Source organism: Salinimicrobium sp. CAU 1759, assembly GCF_054482715.1.
Window position 1 is genome coordinate 857,087 of the sequence record NZ_JBTLRK010000001.1, and the last position, 19,832, is coordinate 876,918.

Annotated in this window: 11 protein-coding genes; all 11 read left to right on the plus strand. The window is 44.9% G+C overall.

Annotation, left to right across the window (positions count from 1 at the left end; all coding sequences use genetic code 11):
* The first annotated feature begins 20 nt into the window (after positions 1-20).
* The 11 genes from ACXYMT_RS04000 to ACXYMT_RS04050 all read left to right on the plus strand — a co-directional run bounded on the left by ACXYMT_RS04000 (position 21) and on the right by ACXYMT_RS04050 (position 19,815).
* Positions 21-2,720, plus strand: a complete 2,700-nt coding sequence (locus tag ACXYMT_RS04000; RefSeq protein WP_459057799.1) for a GH92 family glycosyl hydrolase — start codon at positions 21-23, stop codon at positions 2,718-2,720.
* Positions 2,721-2,823: 103 nt separating this feature from the next.
* Positions 2,824-5,946, plus strand: a complete 3,123-nt coding sequence (locus ACXYMT_RS04005; protein ID WP_459057800.1) for a SusC/RagA family TonB-linked outer membrane protein — start codon at positions 2,824-2,826, stop codon at positions 5,944-5,946.
* Positions 5,947-5,963: 17 nt separating this feature from the next.
* Complete coding sequence (locus ACXYMT_RS04010) at positions 5,964-7,418, plus strand: RagB/SusD family nutrient uptake outer membrane protein (RefSeq protein WP_459057801.1); 1,455 nt, start codon at positions 5,964-5,966, stop codon at positions 7,416-7,418.
* Between the two features lie 28 nt (positions 7,419-7,446).
* Positions 7,447-8,292 (plus strand): hypothetical protein, encoded by an 846-nt coding sequence (locus tag ACXYMT_RS04015; RefSeq protein WP_459057802.1) that lies wholly within the window; start codon positions 7,447-7,449, stop codon positions 8,290-8,292.
* Positions 8,293-8,414: 122 nt separating this feature from the next.
* A complete protein-coding gene (locus ACXYMT_RS04020; RefSeq protein WP_459057803.1) occupies positions 8,415-9,584 on the plus strand; it encodes a hypothetical protein in 1,170 nt (389 codons plus the stop codon).
* A 15-nt stretch (positions 9,585-9,599) separates the two neighbouring features.
* The gene (locus ACXYMT_RS04025) at positions 9,600-10,994 is read left to right on the plus strand and encodes a sugar porter family MFS transporter (protein WP_459057804.1); all 1,395 of its coding nucleotides are present in this window, start codon (positions 9,600-9,602) and stop codon (positions 10,992-10,994) included.
* Between the two features lie 74 nt (positions 10,995-11,068).
* Entirely contained in the window at positions 11,069-12,016 is a 948-nt protein-coding gene (locus ACXYMT_RS04030) for an ROK family protein (RefSeq protein ID WP_459057805.1), read from the plus strand.
* Positions 12,017-12,224: 208 nt separating this feature from the next.
* Positions 12,225-13,979, plus strand: coding sequence for a class I mannose-6-phosphate isomerase (locus ACXYMT_RS04035; protein ID WP_459057806.1), 1,755 nt, complete (start codon positions 12,225-12,227; stop codon positions 13,977-13,979).
* A 58-nt stretch (positions 13,980-14,037) separates the two neighbouring features.
* Positions 14,038-16,044 (plus strand): sialate O-acetylesterase, encoded by a 2,007-nt coding sequence (locus tag ACXYMT_RS04040; RefSeq protein ID WP_459057807.1) that lies wholly within the window; start codon positions 14,038-14,040, stop codon positions 16,042-16,044.
* Positions 16,045-16,134: 90 nt separating this feature from the next.
* Entirely contained in the window at positions 16,135-16,896 is a 762-nt protein-coding gene (locus tag ACXYMT_RS04045) for a GntR family transcriptional regulator (protein WP_459057808.1), read from the plus strand.
* 81 nt (positions 16,897-16,977) lie between these two features.
* Positions 16,978-19,815, plus strand: a complete 2,838-nt coding sequence (locus ACXYMT_RS04050; RefSeq protein ID WP_459057809.1) for a glycoside hydrolase family 78 protein — start codon at positions 16,978-16,980, stop codon at positions 19,813-19,815.
* Positions 19,816-19,832: the final 17 nt, after the last annotated feature.

The following is a 19,832-nucleotide window of genomic DNA, read 5'->3' on the forward strand; positions in this document are numbered from 1 at the left end:
TACCAACAATTAGAAATCATATGTATCTCAGTATTAAAAAATTACTTCTTTTAGCTTTTATCCCTATAACGTTTTCGCTATCCGCTCAGGATTTTAATCTTGCTAAAGATGCAAAAATAACGGCATCAAGTATTCTTAATAATAATACCGCTGCTGATCTTGTGGCAGACGGTATAATAGGAGTGGATGGATTAGGAGAATGGGTGTGCGAGGGAGTCCGAACCAGCTGGGGATATATTGAACTTCCCTGGATTCAAATGAACTGGGAGACACCTCAGAAAGTAAATAGGATCATTGTATATGATCGCCCTACAGAAAAGGAGGATGTAGCCAGTTTGAAACTGAGCTTCAGTGATGGGTCGGTACTAAATATGAGGAGAATTCCAGGGAACGGAAATGGTCATGAAATAAAATTTGACACGAAAACGATTGAGTGGGTTAAAGTACAAGTGACAGATGCCGAAGGAAAAGATGTCGGACTTTCTGAAATAGAAGTTTTAGCGGCTCCGCAGCATACGGATGATCCTATTGCCTGGGTTGATCCCTATATTGAATCCAGCAGGGGCCGCTATATCTTCTTTATTACTGGCTCCCGGCCCTTTGGAATGGCCTCAGCTGCTCCAATGACTCGCAACAAGAATCAATATGGGGGAGGATACAATTATAACTCGGAATATATTTTAGGTTTTCACCAGATTCATAGCTGGATGATCGGCGGTCTTGAGGTCATGCCGGCACCAAGCAGCATAGATCCCACAGGAGGCCATGAGAGCTGGAAATCTCGTTTCAGTCATGAGGATGAGATCGTTGCCCCTGGATTTCACAGAGTATTCCTTCGGGACCATAATATATGGGTAGAAAACACCACCACCGACAGAGTTAGCTTCTACAAATATAATTTCACAGAAGACATGGAAGCCCAAATCATTACGAACCTGGGGGGAGTGGTCAATAATAACACTATGACCAATGCCAAGGTCAACAAGGTGAGCCCTACTGAAATAGAGGGATCCTTTAGTACAGTTGATCGTTTTTGGGGAGGACCTAAGGACGTAAAGATTTTCTTCGTAGCCACATTTGATAAGCCTTTCAAGCAGATGGATGCATGGGAGGATGAGCAACTCTTCCAGGATGTTAATGAGATCGTGGGAGACAGCGCAGGAGTCTCGAACCTTTTTGATGTGAAGGCAGGTGAAGAACTTAAGATGAAAATCGCTGTTTCTTATACCAGTATTGAAAATGCCCGCAACAATATGGAGCAGGAACTTCCGCATTGGGATTTTGAGCAGGTAAAGGAGGAGTCCCGTACCGTATGGAATGACTGGCTCGGTAAGATCAAAGTAAAAGGAGGTACGTATGATCAAAAAGTTAAACTGTATACTGACCTTTGGCACGTGCTTTTGGGAAGACATAAGATCAACGACATTTCAGGAGATTATCCCGATAGAACCACCGGAGTAAGGGATGGAAATTTCACCGATGCTGAGTTCAAGATAAAAACGCTACCAAAGGACGAGAATGGTGAGGTCAAATTCAATATGTACAATTCTGATGCCTGGTGGTTATCTCAGTGGAATTTAAATATCTTATGGGGTCTGGCTTGGCCGGAAGTTATGGATGAAATGTCGTCTTCCATGGTGCAGTTTGCTGAGAATGGTTACCTACTTCCCAGAGGACCTTCAGGTGGAGGATATTCCTATATCATGACCAGTTCTCCAGCTACTAATTTAATTTCAGCAACCTATCAAAAAGGTTTACTTACCAAGATTGATGAGGATCTTGCATATAATAAGGTAAAGCAAAATCTTTTACCGGGGGGTATGTTGGGGGATGCGGAGGATATTAATTTCTACACTGAAAATGGTTATTGGCCGGGCAACGCCGGGATTACATTAGAGGCAGCATTTCAGGATTACGCACTAGCACAATGGGCGGAAAAGACAGGCAGAGATGAAGATGCCGCATTTTTTGGTAAGCGTTCTATGGGCTGGACAAAACTTTTTAATAAGGAGCACGACCTAGTCTTTCCCAGGGACAGGTCTGGAGATTTCCTTCATTCAGATCCGCTTTCAGGTGCCGGATGGGTGGAGGCAAATGCCTGGCAGGCTACCTGGTCGATATCACATGCAATAGACGAACTGGCAGAGCTCATCGGCAGTGAGGAAGCCTTGTGTGACAAGCTAAATCACGCTTTCGAAATGGCTAAGGATGACGATTTTGTATTTGGATATAGCGAAGGCTACCTGAGTTATGCTAATCAACCTGGATGTTCCAATGCACACGTTTTTAATTACGCTGGAAAACCCTGGTTGACGCAATATTGGGTGCGCAGGGTGAAAGAACAGGCATACGGTGGTACTACCCCCGAATTGGGGTATGGAGGCCATGATGAGGACCAGGGTCAAATGGGAGGTGTCAGTACGCTGATGGCTATCGGGTTGTTCAGCCTGAAAGGCAACGTGGATGCACAGCCGGTATATGATATCACCAGCCCGATCTTTGACGAAGTGATCATTGAACTGGATCCTAAGTATTATCCGGGAAAGACTTTTATAATTAAAACATATAACAATTCAAAGGAGAATATGTACATCCAGAGCGCTAAACTTAATGGCAAGGATCATAAAAAATTCTGGTTTCCTCATGAAACCTTTGCCAAGGGAGGAACATTGGAAATATATCTGGGGCCTGAACCAAATAAGTCCTGGGGAATAAAGTAATCAACGTTAATCTCCTGGGTGGCAAAAGTTAGGTCCAGGAGCCGTTTTTCTATCTGAATATAAATGAATAACCAAATAATTATTAACAACTAAAATTTTTAATATGGATGTCCTTCGTTACCACAAAGCTTGGCTGTTTCCGGTGTTCCTGTTCTGCTTTAGCTTAAGTGTCAAAGCATTTACGCCAGTCACTCTGACGGCAGTACAACAAGAAATTCCCATAACGGGGACCGTTACTTCTACTAATGGGGAGATCCTTCTGGGAGTAAATGTTCTTCTTAAGGGCACTTCAGAAGGTACTATGACTGATTTTGACGGAAACTATGAAATCAATGTTCCTGATGAGAATTCTGTACTGGTTTTTTCCTATGTCGGATATGAACCGCAGGAGGTAATCGTAGGAAATCAAAGAGAAATTAATATTCAACTTGTTCCCGATGCGGGAGAACTTTCTGAGGTGGTTCTTATTGGATATGGTGGACAAAGAAGATCAGACCTAACCGGTGCCATTTCCTCAGTCAGTTCAGAAGAATTGGAGGGGGTTGCTGCTACTACTTTTGAACAAGCATTGCAGGGAAGAGCATCTGGAGTAGAAGTAACCCAAGCGACGGGTATGCCCGGTGGGGAGACCAATATTAGAATTCGTGGAACGAGTTCTGTGAATGCAAGCAGTGAACCTCTATATGTTATTGATGGTATGCTGGTGAACAGCAATGGAAACGAAACTGCCCTGGGAGCTCGTGGTCCAAGAGTTGGACCTTTGGCTACGATCAATCCAAATGATATTGAATCAATTGAAATCTTAAAAGATGCGTCGGCAACTGCTATTTATGGTTCCCGAGGAGCAAATGGAGTTATCCTTATTACAACTAAAAAGGGTAGATCAGGTGCAGGAACGGTCAATTTTAATGCCTACTATGGAGTACAGCAAGTAAGTAATGAATTGGAGCTGTTGAATGCTACTCAATATGCAGATCTGGTGAATGATGCACAGATAAATTTTGGAAGAAATCCTGTTTATGTTAATCCGACCACTTTAGGAGAAGGGACTGATTGGCAAGAGGAATTATTCCGTATAGCACCCATAGCCGATTATCAGCTTTCGTTCTCAGGAGGTGATGAAAAGACAAATTACTCTATCTCAGGAGGATATTTCACACAAGATGGAATCGTCATTGGTTCTGATTTTGAGAGGTACTCATTCAGAGTTAATCTCGACAGGGACCTTAGTGATCGTCTTAATATCGGTACAAATCTATCGTATGCAAAAATTAACTCTAATGGTGTATTGACCGGAGCGGGAAGTTTGAACCAAGGAGTTATTTCTAATGCCTTACAGATGAATCCAATTCTTCCAGTTTATAATCCAAATATTCCTGGTGGTTATACATATGAGCATGACAGAAAAGAAGGAATTGCTAATCCTGTTGCAGAAGCTCTTGAATATGAAGCAGTAACTAATACTTCAAGACTCTTAGGTAATGTTTTTGCAGAATATGAGTTGATTACAGATCTAAAATTCAGATCTAGCTTTGGAATTGATGCTGTCACCTCAAAAGCTAGTACGTTTGGTCCTAATTTCCTTAAACAGTCGGAGAGTAGTATGGGAGAAGCTACTATCAGTGATTTACAGGCGCTGACCTGGCTTAATGAAAATACTCTTACTTACAATTATTCTTTTAATGATACCGATCGATTGACGGTTCTTGCTGGTTTTACCATGCAGGAATTTAAGAACGAGTCTCTTTTTGCCCTCGCTTTCGGATTTCCTGATGGTCGTACCGGATACCATAATCTAGGAGCTGCTGAAAATCCCCAGAATCCCGCCAACAGTGAATCTGAATGGTCATTATTGTCCTATTTAGGAAGGATTAACTATGCATTGATGGACCGATATATTTTTACAGTATCGGGGCGTGCAGATGGTTCTTCGAAATTTGCCGAAGGAAACAAATTTGGTTTCTTTCCATCCGGGGCATTTGCCTGGAGGATGTCCAATGAACCTTTTATGCAAGACCAGGACATATTCGACCAGTTGAAACTACGTTTAAGTTACGGTGTAACAGGTAACCAATCTATTGGACCTTATAATTCCTTGGCATTAATTGCACCCTTTGGTGAAGGTGTGTTCAACTATGGTCCTGAAGGAACTGTGTTTTTTGGACAAGAACCCACAGGATATCCTAACCGAGACCTTAAATGGGAAACAACACGACAAGCAAACATAGGAATAGATGCTACCTTCTGGGACGGTAGATTTTCAGCCACAGCGGATTTTTATGACAAGAGAACATCCGACCTATTACTAGGAACCCCAATTCCATATACAAGCGGTTTCCAAACCACCCTTCTAAATGTAGGTAATGTGAATAACCGCGGATTTGGTTTGGAACTAAGTGCAGACGTATTTACTGGAGATTTTAGTTGGAATACATCGGGTAATATTTCAATAAACCGTAATGAGATCACAAATTTGTCAAGGGATGAAGATATTAATCTCCTTGTTGGAGGAAGTATCCTTAGAGAAGGGTATCCTATTGGTACCTTTGAAGGGTATGTCTTTGACGGAATTTTTCAGTCCGATGCAGAGGCTTCATCTGGACCAAAGCTAAGGGGAGAAACTCCCCAGGCGGGAGACCGTAGATACAAAGATATAAGTGGTCCTACAGGAATACCTGACGGATTTGTGGATGAATTTGACAGAACAGTGCTTGGTACAGCAGAGGCTGACTTTACCTGGGGCTTTAGCAATGATTTTTCCTATAAGAACTTTAATCTAAATATTTTCTTCCAAGGCTCTCAGGGCAATGAAATGGTTAACCTGAACAATGTAAACCTGATGAATCTGAACGGACAGCAAAATGTATTGGCTGAAGCCGGACTGAACAGATGGACTCCGGAAAATCCAAGTAACTTATATCCGCGTGCCAATGCTGGTGATGTATTCAATTCTGTATTTTCATCCAGATTTGTCGAAGACGCTTCTTATTTGAGGTTGAAGAACATTACTCTTGGTTATGAACTGCCGGCAGAAGCTATAGCTCGAATAGGAGTTAACAGACTACGCATTTACGGGGGAGCAACCAATTTGTTCACCATAACAGATTATAGTGGGTATGATCCTGAAAGTAATGCTTATGCGGGATCAACCAATATTGTAGGTATCGACAGTGGAACCTATCCTCTCGCCAAGACTTACACTATAGGAATAAACTTAGGATTTTAAAAATTAAAAAAGAAGATATGAAAAGTTTACAATCGAAATCTTTGAAGATCATTTTAGTGATCTTTCTTCTTGGGAGCCTTACTTCCTGTAGTGACTTTCTGGAAGAGGATCCTAAAAATCAGGTTGCCACCAGCAATTACTATACTACCCAGCAGGATGCCATTGCTGCCGTGAATTCCATTTACGGCTATCTAGGCTCCTATAATGCTGGGAACACAGCAGGGGTCTATCACAGCACTTTCTGGGTTACCATGGGTCTAGCTTCTGACGAGATGCTTTCCAATCAGCTGGGGACACCTCAGTTCGACCAACTCGCGAATTTCAGTCACAATGCTGAGAATGCTGCCGTATTGGAAATCTGGCAGATGCATTATAAAGCGATCTACTTAGCCAATATCGCCATCGATCGAATTCCTTCCATTGACATGGATCCGGAATTGAGAGAAAGACTAATAAACGAAGCAAAATTTTTACGTGGGTTGCTTTATTTTAATCTTGTCCGAATGTTTGGAGAGGTGCCTCTTCTGGTTTCGGAAGAAACGCCGCTCAATCCTGAAGTCTCTTCCGTGGAAGAAATTTATGGACAGATCGTTCAGGATTTAACTGACGCCAAAGACCTGCCAAAAGATGGAGAAATTCAACAAGGTAGAGCTACCAGTGGAGCTGCCACAGCTTTGTTGGCCAAAGTGTATTTGACGATAGGAGAATATCAACTGGCCTCAGATGAAGCCATGGAGGTAATAACTGATCACCCTTACGATTTATGGGAAGAATTTTCTGATAATTTCCGGATCACTAACAGAGGGGGTCAAGAAGCTATTTTCTCAGTAGGTTTTGGAAACGGAGGCGGTGCCATTTCTTTCTGGGAAGTGGGACAGTTCAACGTAAGGCTATTGCCTTCTGCATTGAGTTCTGAAGCTGGTATTACGAATGCCCAGGGTTGGCAGTATGCTACCAATGATATATATGAAACCTTTTCAGAAGAAGACGAGCGAAGAGAAGCTACTTTCTTAACTCAATTTCAAGCCAATGACGGAAGCACAGTGAACTTGGATCGCGTATGGATCGATAAGTACTGGGATAGGGTTGCTGAGCCAACCGCAGGGGATTCCTTCCAGGATTTTCCGGTGCTCAGATATTCAGATGTATTATTGATCTATGCCGAAGCTCAGGCCAGGCTAGGGAATTTTGAAGAAGCCAATGAGTACCTGAATATTGTACGGGAACGGGCTGGACTGGGAGAGCTGGAAGCTTCTAATATGGAAGATTTCATCGACCTTCTCGTAGCAGAAAGAGGTAGAGAATTTGTTGCTGAAGGCAAGCGCTGGTTCGATCTGGTCCGTCTGGGCAGATTGGAAGAAGCGGTGATGGAAGCCAAAGGCGTTCAGGTATCAAGTACACATTACCTGTTCCCAATACCACAACGGGAACGAGATGTCAACCCGAGTCTGCCACAGAACGACGGTTACTAATTCAGGAAATAATTTAATAATGGAAGCAATGAAAAAATTTAAAATATTTAAGATCGGTCTGATGCTTTGTCTGCCACTGGTGCTAAGCTGTGAAGCGGATGATGCACAAGGACCAGAAGATTATTTCGACCAGGGAGACTTTCTTGTGGAACTTGATGCCCAGAAAAGTCCAGGTAAAGGTCAGTACCGAACGGTGCTTCAGTCAGATGAGACCCTTACAGTCTCTGTACACGTGGAATCTGCTCAGGACCTTGAAAGCCTGATGATCCACAAGACGGTAAATCTCGAAGCCGATGAAAGCTTTGGCAATGGCGGCACCCTGGAAGTTCCGGCTTCAGGGACCAGTTTTGACTACCAGTTCACCTATGAGCCTACTGTTGCGGATGTCGACGAACTCGTAGGGTTCACTTTTACTGCAGTAACGGGGTCTGGGGAGATGCAGACCAGCGACCTGACCACAGTGGTTACTTTATCCCCTATGGATAATCTGGTGACTAAGCGATGGGTGTGGACCTCTATCAAACACGTTAATGAAGGCAATGCTGAGGTGATCAATGACTGCGAAAAAGACAACTCCTTTTTGTTTAATGCTGATGGAACCATGAGCATTGACTATGGTGCCATTACAGGAACTGGAGCTTGCGGATTCGATGGATTAACTCCTTATGCCAATTGGTATATTACGGAGGATGGGGAATTCTTTGTCATGGAAAAGTTCAATGTCTTCACTCCGGATATTATTCAGGAGGAACGGTATCGCCTGGTGACCCTGAGCGTAGATAAGCTTCAACTCGCACTTGAAGTTGATCTCACTGTCTTTGGTTTGGGAATAGAAACCTTCCTTTACACCTTTGAGCCGGAACCCAGAGATTAAGTTCAAACAGTATATCAATAATAACAGCAGGTCAGGGCACAAGCAGCATAAAAGCAGACCTGCTGTTTATTTTAAATTAAACCTGGAGCAATTGGTACTCCAGGTATAAAAATCCAAAAATCATGCATAAACCCTATAGCAAAACCTTTAGCTGTTTTATACTTTTTTCTGCTTTCCTGTTGTCCTGTAACTCGGGAAAGGAAAAAAAGGAAGAAGTTCCTGCGGAACCGGATACAGCACTTGAATTTTCTGTAGCACCGGCACCTGAATGGAGCGCTGTTTTCAAAAGAGACTCAGGTTGGTTCGGAGGAGATGGCATATTTGCCATTCCCTATTCTGGAAACGACATTACAACAGCTTCGGACAGCATTTTGTTTCTTTTCAGTGACACAATGTTCGGAGAGATCCGCGAGGGTAATCTGGAACCGGGTTACCTGATGGTTCACAATTCTGTAGGCCTGTACAAAAAAGGACAGGATCCTTCCACCACTGAATTCTTTTTATCGGAGGATGCCTCAGGAAAAAAAATAACTATGTTTACTCCTGATACCGAGGGTGACGAATACTACTGGCTGGGAGATGGTTTTGTAAATCCTAGCAACGATAATCTTTACATTTTTGCCTACCAGATCAGGGATACCCACGACGGAAGTCCATTTCCTTTTAAAGAGGTCGGAAATGACCTGCTGGTTTTTGAAAACAAAAATCAACTGCCATTGGAGCCTACTAGAAAGCTGGACATTCCTCATTCCCGTAAAGAATTATCCGGGCCTCCTATTTCGTATGGGGTAGGGATCTACACCGAAGGAGACCAGATTTATATTTATGGAGTACGAGGGCCAAATAAGGAATTAGTTGTGGCCAGAACCAGTGCTGCGACCATTGAGGATTTTAGTACCTGGGAATTCAAAGCTCCTGATACCTGGACCAAGGATCACAACCTCATGGAGGTTCTTGCTGAACAGGTTTCCAACGAGCTCAGTGTGTCAAAACTGGAGAACGGCCAATACGCCTTGATCTATCAGGGAGGCGGGATCAATCCCAATATCTACATGCAACTGGCCGACTCGCCGGTCGGTCCTTTTGGTGAAAAGCAGGAAATCTGGAACACCTCTCAGGAGGTCAATGATCCGGATCTCTTTACTTACAATGCCAAGGCACATCCCGCCATTTCAAAACCCGGAGAATTATTGGTGAGCTATAATGTCAATAGTTTTAAATTCTTTGACATCATTGAGAACAAACCGAATCTATACCGACCCCGTTTCGTAAGAATTCAATTTAATAAGTAGTCTAAAAACTGGACCATGTCTACAGCACAGCTCTCTAAGAAATATATCATCAAATTAACCGTTGTAGCCGCCCTTGGAGGTTTGCTTTTCGGTTATGATACTGCAGTAATTGCCGGTGCCATCGGGTTTTTACAGGAAAAGTTTGACCTAAGCCCCGCCATGGTTGGTTGGGCGGCCAGTAGCGCGATCTGGGGCTGCGTTCTGGGAGCAATGGTTGCCGGTTACGCCAGTGACAGATGGGGTCGAAAAAAGATATTATTGGTCACAGCTCTTCTGTTTTCCATCTCTGCCGTATGGTCAGCTTTGGCTAATGATCTTAGCATTTTCATTTTTGCAAGGTTTATCGGAGGTGTAGGTGTGGGTGCGGCCTCAATGTTATCCCCACTATATATTTCAGAATCAGCTCCTGCAAAAATCAGGGGAACGCTGGTCAGTGTTTATCAATTGGCTATCGTTTTAGGAATAAACGTAATTTATATAGTAAATTATATGATTTCTCTCTCTGGGGATACTCAATGGAATGTGGAGTACGGGTGGAGATGGATGTTGGGTTCTGAGATTATCCCTGCCGGAATATTTTTTATTCTGTTGTTTTTGGTCCCAGAAAGCCCCAGGTGGCTTCTGGCTAAAGGTCAGGATGAGAAGGCGAGAGATGTACTATACCGGATCAACGGTCCTCAGGCTTCGGCAATTGAAAATGAAATAAAGTCGACTTTAAAGGAAGAGCGAGGTACTTTTAAGGAGCTATTCGGAAAAAAATACAGAATGGCCCTAATTGTAGGTGTGGTGCTTGCACTTTTTTCTCAGATCACCGGGATCAATGCGATCATTTATTTTGCTCCTGAGATCTTCAAAAGTATAGGAATGGGTGTGGAGTCTGCCTTTTTTCAGACTATTCTAATCGGGGTCATCAACACTGTTTTTACGTTTGTCGCCATTTGGCTCATCGACAAGGCAGGAAGAAGGAAACTGCTTCTCGGTGGCGTGACAGGAATGATCCTTTGCCTTTTGGGTACCGGACTCTGTTTTCAATATGAAATCTTCGCAGGTCCCTGGTTGTTACTGTTTATTCTGGGATTCATTGCGAGTTTTGCGACTTCTTTAGGACCCATTCCCTGGGTGCTTATTTCAGAAATATTCCCAACGAAGACCAGGGGTGTAGCCATGTCATTTTGTACGCTTATTCTATGGTTGGGTGTTATTTTAATCACCCAACTCACACCTATCGCACTGGAAAATCTAGGAGGTGCAACCACGTTTTTTATATTCATGGGTAACGCGATCTTCCTGCTCATCTTTACCTGGTTCTATATTCCTGAGACCAAGCAGAGAAGCCTGGAGGAAATTGAAAAAAGCTGGAAATCCCCCCAAAAGTTGGCTGAAATGGAAGTTAAATCGCAGGAAAGATAGCTGTACAGGTATTATGATAAAAGGCTGAAAACTTAATGGACCTGAGCTGCAGGTCCAGTAAAAAGAATAAAAATTTGAAGGAAGTATTTTTAGGGGTCGATATGGGGGGAACCCGTATTAAAATGGCCCTACTGGATCAACAGGGAGAAATAGAGCAGGCAACCATTCTGGATGCAAAAGCTGAAATGAGCATGGAGCACAGGCTGGAGGAGCTGGTAGCGGATATCAATCAACTGCTGGGGTTGGACTGTGCCTTAAAGGGAATCGGCATTGCATTCCCTGGAATAATAGATTTTAAGAACAAACAGATCCTGTCCAAATATGTAAAGTATCCCGATGCTCACAAAGCAGACATCAGCGGATGGGCTGAAAAACACTGGCAGGTACCCTTGCTTCTAGAAAATGACGCCAGAGCAGCTTTGGTAGGGGAATGGCAGCATGGTGCAGGAAAAGGATATGACAATTTGTTGATGGTGACTTTAGGGACAGGTATGGGATCGGCGGTGCTCCTTGACGGACAACTGCTTCGAGGTCGTAATTATCTCGCAGGAAATCTCGGAGGGCATATGTCAATTGATTTTGAAGGAGACCAATGTAATTGCGGTAATAAAGGCTGTGTGGAAACTGCGGGATCCACCTGGGCGCTTCAAAAGAATTTGGAAAAGATCCCGGGCTATGAGCATAGCAGCCTGTCCAAATCCAAAGCCCTAAGCTTTAAAAAAGTTTTTATGGCAGCTGCTCAGGGAGATGCCACAGCAGAAGCACTAAAATTAAAAAGCCTGGAAGCCTGGTCGGCGGCAATTGTCAATCTATTGCACGCTTACGATCCGGATAAGCTGATCCTCGGAGGGGGTATCATGGAGAGTAAAGCAGAGATCATACCTTTTATTCAAAAACGAATTAGGGAGCGCTCCTGGTTACCTGAAACAGGCGTCGAAATAGCCGCCGCAGTTCAGACCAAATATGCGGGTCTTCAGGGAATGTGTCACTTATTCCAGATGGAACATACTTTATCTAACTAAAATGATTTTCAATAAAACCCAAGGAAAAATGAAACGGCTTTTAAAAAGTTGCACTTCAGGACTGTTCCTGTACCAAGGGCAGTCCCACCAAAATAGATAAGGAATATCGAAAAAACAATTGAAGGAAATCCCATTTGTATTGGTTTTTGATCAAGTATAGCGTATATAAAAAATTCGGCCCTATGGCCAAGGAAAAAAGAAAATTAAAATGAAATCGAATTACGATAAAACCCCAAAGATAAAGATCAGCGAGAGCGAAGATGAAATTCGTGTGGGTTGGGAGAATATATTTAAACAAATTACTGAAAAACTCAAGGCGATTTCCGGACCATCTAGTGCAACCGTGGTTATTGACACCTATCAGGGGGTAGATGATTCAGAGGTAAAAGCAGCCATAAAGGAATACCTTGGAGCTCACAGCAGCTATGAGTCTAACTCTTTTTTTAAGGACGAAAACAGCATATCCGAAATGGTATTTCCATTTGTGACAGATGATCGAATTTTCGGATACATGACGGACCTTGAAATGAAAGATTTTTTTAATCCTTCAAAACTCAGAGAGCTCAAGGCCCAGGTCGAAAAGGATTCGAGTCCTGTAAAAGTGATCTATGGTCCCGGAGCCAGTTTGTGTGCCGACGCTGATGTCTTGGTTTATATTGACATGGCTCGCTGGGAGATCCAACAACGCATGCGAAGCAATGAATTGGGGAATATGGGGGTGTCTAATTACAACATCGATGTTGCACGGCGCTATAAGCAGTCTTACTTCGTAGATTGGCGGGTGCTGGATCGCCATAAAATGGCTATTTTCGACCAAGTCGATTTATTTATCGATGCCAATAAAAAACAGCAACCCAAGGGAATTTCTGGAGAGGTCTTAACACAGGCACTGGAGCAGGTGAACAAGCAACCGTTTCGGGTAGTGCCTTTCTTTGATCCAGGACCCTGGGGAGGGCAGTGGATGAAAGAGGTTATGGATCTGGATCGTTCTGAGGTTAATTATGCATGGAGCTTTGACTGTGTTCCAGAAGAGAACAGTTTGTTACTGGCCTTTGGAAACCAAACCTTTGAAACCCCAGCCATCAATTTGGTGCTGAGAGAAGCTCCTGCTTTATTGGGAGATCACGTTTATAAAAAATTTGGTTCGGAATTTCCGATCCGATTTGATTTTCTAGACACCATGGCCGGAGGTAATTTAAGCCTTCAGGTGCATCCGAGCAAAGACTATATCAGGGAACAGTTCGGAATGACCTATACCCAGGACGAGAGCTACTATATGATGGAAGCAAAGGACCATGCGGTAGTATACCTTGGGCTGGTAGACGATGTGGAACCTGAACAAATGATTAGGGAGCTGAAAGAAGCTCAGGAGCAAGGGACCGAATTTGATGCGGATAAACATGTGGGGAAATACCCTATTAAAAAACACGATCACATTCTGATCCCCAATGGTACCGTACACTGTTCAGGTGAGGACAGCGTGGTCCTTGAGATTAGCGCCACTCCCTATATCTTTACCTTCAAACTCTGGGATTGGGGAAGATTGGGACTGGACAATCTACCGCGTCCGATCAACATTGACCACGGCGAAAAGGTGATTGACTGGAGCAGAAGAACAGAATTTGCTCAAAAGGAGCTGATTAATAAAATAGAACAGGTGGACCAGGGAGACGGATGGGTGGAAGAAAGGACCGGTCTTTACCCTACGGTTTTTATCGAAACCCGCAGACACTGGTTTACCGGTACAGTACCACATGATACTCAAGGTGGGGTCAATGTGATCAACCTGGTGGAGGGTAGAGAAGCTATTGTAGAGAGCCCTTCCTCGGCCTTTGCGCCTTTTGTTGTTCATTATGCGGAAACATTTATAATTCCTGCAACAGTAGGGTCCTATACCATTAGACCGTATGGGGAGTCTACAGGAAAGCGATGTGCAACTTTAAAAGCCTTTGTTAAAAAATAAGTTACCGGCAAGGGCATCCGGTTTCCTTATCGTAATAAAGCAGTCTAAATTTAAAGCTATGAGTAAGCACTTTTTTTCACGAGAATACTCCAGGAGTTGGCTACTGATCCTGTATATGATGTTTAGCCTGCCTTCCTTATCCGTCCACGCCCAGCAGCAGGATCTTCTAGAATTAGGTGAGCTTTTCCAGGATCATATGGTGCTCCAGCGGAATAAACCTATTTGGATCTGGGGTTATGCAACAATTGGAGAACAGGTACAGGTGAAAATTGGATCAAATTCCAGTACTACAACTGCGGGAGCTGATGGTAAGTGGGGAGTAAGGCTTCCGGCACTCGCTGGACCGGGACCTCATAATATCCTAGTAAGTACCAAGGAAAACCAGCTAGAGCTGACCGACGTTCTAATAGGAGATGTGTGGATAGCTTCTGGACAGTCTAATATGGAATGGCCGGTAAGTGGCACCGGTTTCGTGGAAAAGGATAGCCTATGGATCAAGAAAGCAGACATTCGTTTGTTAAAGGTTCATCCCACTATGGATTATCAGCCGCAGACCGAGGTGACCAACAATGGTTGGCAAACCCTTAGCCCCGAAAGCATCAACAATTTTTCTGCAGTGGGATATCACTTTGCGAAACGGGTACATCAGGAAACCGGGGTGCCGATCGGAGTAATTTCTGCCAATTTAGGAGCAACTTCTGTAGAAACCTGGATGAGCAATGAGGCTTTAGCTGAATTCCCTCAGTTTCCAGCGGTTCCTGATGCCAGTTTTAATGAACTACAAAGGCGCTTCAAGGAGGGGAAAACTGTTTGGTCCGAATCCCTGTATTACAGTGGAATCGGAATGGAGAACAAATGGTATGAAAACAATCAGGAAGATCCTGAGGATTGGAAGACGCTGCAGGCAGCAGGAAACACTTGGGAAGCCTTAGCCGATCTCAAGGATTTTGACGGTGCAGTCTGGTTTAGAAAAAGTTTCGACCTTCCTGAAGATTTTAAAGGAGATTCACTGGATATCAGACTGCTACAAATAGATGATCATGATATCACCTGGGTGAATGGTCAAAAGATCGGAGCCACCTTTGGAAAACACAATCATCGCAATTATAAGGTTGCGGCCACTAGCCTGAAGCCTAAGGATAATTTACTGGTGGTACGGGTTTTCGATGCCGGGGGTATCGGTGGATTTACAACCAATGCTTTCTGGGGTAATCCTATGACCTGGGGAGACTGGGAGTACCGAAAGGGAACCTCTGTGGCTCCTGAGAAATTTGTCAGTCCTGTACTTCCTAATACTACTCCTTTTTCCTCTCCGGGTGCGCTTTACAATGGAACCATAGCTCCACTTACTGCCCTTGGTATTACCGGGGTGATCTGGTATCAGGGAGAATCTAATGAGCAGCGAGCCCAGGAATATGGAACACTTTTTCCGGCGATGATCGAGGATTGGAGACAACAGTTCGGACAGGGAATCTTTCCTTTCCTGTTCGTCCAGTTGGCCAATTATCGTCAGGAGCCCGAGCTTCCACAGGAATCCCTTTGGGCGGAGCTTCGTGAATCTCAGACCCGTGCATTGGAGTTACCGAAAGTGGGAATGGCCGTAGCCATCGACCTGGGAGAGGCCGGGGATATTCATCCCAAGAATAAAGAGGATGTCGGCAAACGATTAGGCCAGCTGGCCCTGAGTATGGTCTATGGACAAAAGAAACTGGCCCATAGTCCTTTTTTTAAAAGCATAGTTATTGAGGACGATAAAGCACGACTCCGTTTTGACAATGTGGGAGAAGGACTGGTCAATACGAATAAATATGGTTACATCAGGGGCTTCCAGATAGCCGGATCGGATCAGAATTTTTATTGGGCTCAGGCAAGGCTGGAAGGCAATGAAGTAGTGGTATGGTCGTCGGATGTAAAAGATCCTGTAGCTGTGCGTTATGGATGGAGTGACAATCCTGGTCTCCTGGACCTGTATAATGAAGTAGGGTTGCCGCTGGCTCCATTCCGAACAGATAAATGGAGACTTCAAACTCAGGATAGTACTTTTAACGATGGACCTCGTTTTTAATTGATTTGTGAGTTTAGGAATATCAACAAGAAAGAGAGAAGGCCGGACTTTTTACATTAATCGTATTTTTGACTTTTTTACACGCCCCTTATGAGCACATCTACCCACAAAAATCGAAAACCTATTGAGTTCAAACTTGACCACAACAGTAGCCTGCCGCTACACTACCAAGTAGAACAATTGTTAAGGGAAGTCATTAAAGACCCGGCATATCAGGAGGGGAAATTACTACCCAAGGAGGTCGACCTTGCCAAAATGCTGGGAATATCCAGAAATACAGTGCGGCAAGCGACTAATAAGTTAGAAAATGAAAACCTTCTCATCCGAAAAAAAGGCGTGGGAACAAGGGCAGTACGAGAGACTGTGAGTACTAAACTTAATAATTGGGCCAGTTTTAGTGAAGAAATGTACAGCCAGGGGGTTGAATTTGTTAATTATGAGATCAAAGTTTCCTGGGAAAAGGCTTCCAAAACTGTGGCAACTCATCTTCAAATTGAGGAACATAAAGAAATCCTTAAACTAGAACGATTAAGAGGGCTTGACGATGGTCCATTTGTTCGCTTTATTTCCTACTTCCATCCTAGAATTGGCCTTACGGGAAATGAGGATTTTTCCAGACATCTTTACGATATTCTGGAGCAGGACTATGCAACGGTTCCCACAGTCTCCAAAGAAAGGATCAATGCAATTCTGGCTAATAAAGATCTGGCTAAATATCTTAAGGTTGAGATCGGAAGCCCCCTATTGTTAAGGAAGCGACTGGTATGCGATCCGGGTGACCGGCCAATAGAATACAACATCGGATATTACCGCGCCGATAGTTTCACTTATGAAATAGACATCAGGCGCTAAAGGTTTTATGAGAAAAGACCCCGTCGGGATCTTTTCCTAAAGCTGGTCTGTTAAATTTTTTACCTGTAAAGACTGACCCTGATGACCCGATCCACTTCTCTTTCCAATACACTGAAACAGCTCCTGTTCCTTCTTTCTTTCCTGCTGGTTTCTTGTGCTCCACCTGTCCGGGAGATAAAAAAGGGGCTGCAACCTTCCCGACTGACTACGGAAAACCTGGATAATCCCATAGGAATTGACGTAAAAGTACCACGCCTAAGCTGGATCTCCACTTCTGAGGAACGAGGGGTCTCGCAATCGGCTTACCGCATCCTCGTCGCCAGCTCCGGAGAACTGCTCGAAAAGGATCAGGGAGACCTTTGGGATTCGGGCAGAATAGTCTCCGACGAGAGCCTCTACATCCCCTATGAAGGTAAAACCCTGGGATCTGGAGACGCTGTCTTCTGGAAAGTGAAGCTCTGGGATAGGCAGGGGGAAGAATCCGACTGGAGCGAACCGGCACAATGGTCCATGGGTCTCCTGGATCCCTCTGACTGGAAAGGAGAGTGGATAGGACTGGATCTAGAAATGGGAGCAGACAAACTCGATACTACCTTTACCCGGATGTCAGCGCGCTACCTGCGGAAAGAGATTGAGCTTCAGAAGCAGATCAGGACTGCAACCGCCCATATTGCAGGGCTGGGCTTATTTGAACTCTACATCAACGGAAAAAAGATCAGTGAGGCCGTACTGGCCCCCGCCCTGGCTGAATATCCGAAACGGGCCTATTACATGAGCTTTGACGTTACGGAAGATCTTACTCAGGGCAGGAATGCCCTGGGAGTGATCCTCGGGAATGGGAGGTATGTAGGAGTGAGGATCGACGAAATTGAACTCTACTACGATTCTTCCAAATTGACACATTACGGCTTTCCCAAAATGATCGCCCAGCTCGAGGTGGAATATACGGATGGGAGCAGGGAGACCATTGTTTCCGATACCAGCTGGAAAATTACTGCCGATGGTCCCATTCTAGCCAACAATGCTTTTGATGGGGAAGAATATGATGCCAATAAGGAGATGCCCGGCTGGAACGCCACCGGTTTTAAGGATGCTGCCTGGTTGCAGGCAGAAAAGGTAGCCCCGGGAGCCGGAATTCTCAGTGCCCAGATGATCCCGCCTATCGAAGTGACGGGGGAGGTGGAGCCTGTCTCCATTTCCGAAGTAAAACAGGATACTTTCATATTAGATATGGGCCAAAATATGGTGGGCTGGGTGAATCTCAGGGTAGAGGGCAAAAAAGGCGATACGGTATCTATGCGTTTTGCTGAACGCCTCAATCCGGATGGCAGTCTTTACCTCGATCCGATACGTACCGCCAGGGTTAACGATATTTATATTCTCAAGGGGGAGGAGGAGGAAGTATGGGAGCCCCGATTCACCTATCACGGTTTCCAATACGTGGAGGTAGTGGGCTACCCCGGAGAACCCAAACTTGAAAATTTCACCGGCAGAGTAGTGCACGATGCCTTACGACTCACTGGTCAGTTTACCACCTCGAATGAGATGATCAACCAGATCTATCAGAACGCCCGCTGGGGGATCAGGGGCAACTACCGAAGCATTCCCACGGACTGTCCTCAACGTGACGAGCGCCAGGCATGGCTGGGGGACCGGGCTACCGGTTCCAGGGGAGAGAGTTATCTCTTTGACAACGCCAACTTCTACACCAAATGGCTGCAGGACATTGAGGATAGCCAGTTTGACAGTGGGAGTCTTCCCGATGTTGCGCCTACCTATTGGAAAGTACACACCGACAATGTCACCTGGCCCGCTGCCTATATCATCATCGCCGATATGCTTCACGATCAGTTCGGCGAAGATCGGGGAATCCACCTCCACTACCATTCCATGAAGAAATGGATGAGTTATATGCGGGAGCAGTATATGAAGGATTTCATTATCGAAAAGGACAACTACGGCGACTGGGGAGTGCCGCCTGAGGCACCGGGGCTGATCCATACTGAGGATGTCTCACGGAAAACCTCTCCCGGGGTACTGGCTACTTCTTATTATTACCATCTGCTCGGGATCATGGAAGGCTTCGCAGAGCATTTGGGCAAACCCGTAGAAGCTCAGGAATTTTCGACCCTCAAACAACAGGTAGGCCAGGCCTTCCACGACAGATTTTTCGATGCTGAAGCCAAAGCTTACAGGAACAACACCGCGACCACCAATGTGCTGGCCCTGCATTTCGGCCTGGTGCCGGAGGAATTCAGGCAGCAGGTCTTCGACAACCTTGTGCAGGTGACCATGGAGGATTTCAATGGGCACATAAGCGTGGGCCTTATCGGGGTACAGGCGATCATGAGGATCTTCACCGACCACGGCCGTCCTGACATTGCTTATAAACTCGCGACCAACACCACTTACCCCAGCTGGGGTTACATGGTGGAACAAGGTGCCACGACTGTCTGGGAATTGTGGAACAGCGACACCGCCGATCCCTTTATGAACTCCTGGAATCACGTGATGCTGCTTGGAGATCTGTTGATCTGGTATTACGAGGACCTGGCAGGAATAGCCCCCGATCCGGAAGCACCCGCTTTCAAAAGAATTATTATGAAACCAACTCTGGCCGGGGATCTGAAGTTCGTGAAAGCCTCACATAATTCCCCTTTCGGAATGATAAAAAGCGAATGGGAGCTCCTTAACGGGGATTTTCACTGGAACATCAGCATCCCTGCCAACACCACTGCCACCGTATATGTGCCGGCTGATGGTCGTGAGCAGGTAATGGAAAACGGTGTAATGGCAGAAAAAGCAGAGGGCATCACCTACCTCCTTGAGGAAGAGAACCGCGTGCTCTATAGTCTCGGAGCCGGCGATTACAGCTTCCTCGTCAGGAATTCCCCGTCATCCCGATCAGATAACCAATAAACCTTAAAACCTTCTAA

Bases quoted from the DNA above. Each gene is read 5' to 3' on its own strand.
- ACXYMT_RS04020 (WP_459057803.1), top strand. From the start codon at position 8,415: ATGCATAAACCCTATAGCAAAACCTTTAGCTGTTTTATACTTTTTTCT.
- ACXYMT_RS04010 (WP_459057801.1), top strand. From the start codon at position 5,964: ATGAAAAGTTTACAATCGAAATCTTTGAAGATCATTTTAGTGATCTTT.
- ACXYMT_RS04045 (WP_459057808.1), top strand. From the start codon at position 16,135: ATGAGCACATCTACCCACAAAAATCGAAAACCTATTGAGTTCAAACTT.
- ACXYMT_RS04040 (WP_459057807.1), top strand. From the start codon at position 14,038: ATGAGTAAGCACTTTTTTTCACGAGAATACTCCAGGAGTTGGCTACTG.
- ACXYMT_RS04050 (WP_459057809.1), top strand. From the start codon at position 16,978: ATGACCCGATCCACTTCTCTTTCCAATACACTGAAACAGCTCCTGTTC.
- ACXYMT_RS04015 (WP_459057802.1), top strand. From the start codon at position 7,447: ATGAAAAAATTTAAAATATTTAAGATCGGTCTGATGCTTTGTCTGCCA.
- ACXYMT_RS04005 (WP_459057800.1), top strand. From the start codon at position 2,824: ATGGATGTCCTTCGTTACCACAAAGCTTGGCTGTTTCCGGTGTTCCTG.
- ACXYMT_RS04035 (WP_459057806.1), top strand. From the start codon at position 12,225: ATGAAATCGAATTACGATAAAACCCCAAAGATAAAGATCAGCGAGAGC.
- ACXYMT_RS04025 (WP_459057804.1), top strand. From the start codon at position 9,600: ATGTCTACAGCACAGCTCTCTAAGAAATATATCATCAAATTAACCGTT.
- ACXYMT_RS04000 (WP_459057799.1), top strand. From the start codon at position 21: ATGTATCTCAGTATTAAAAAATTACTTCTTTTAGCTTTTATCCCTATA.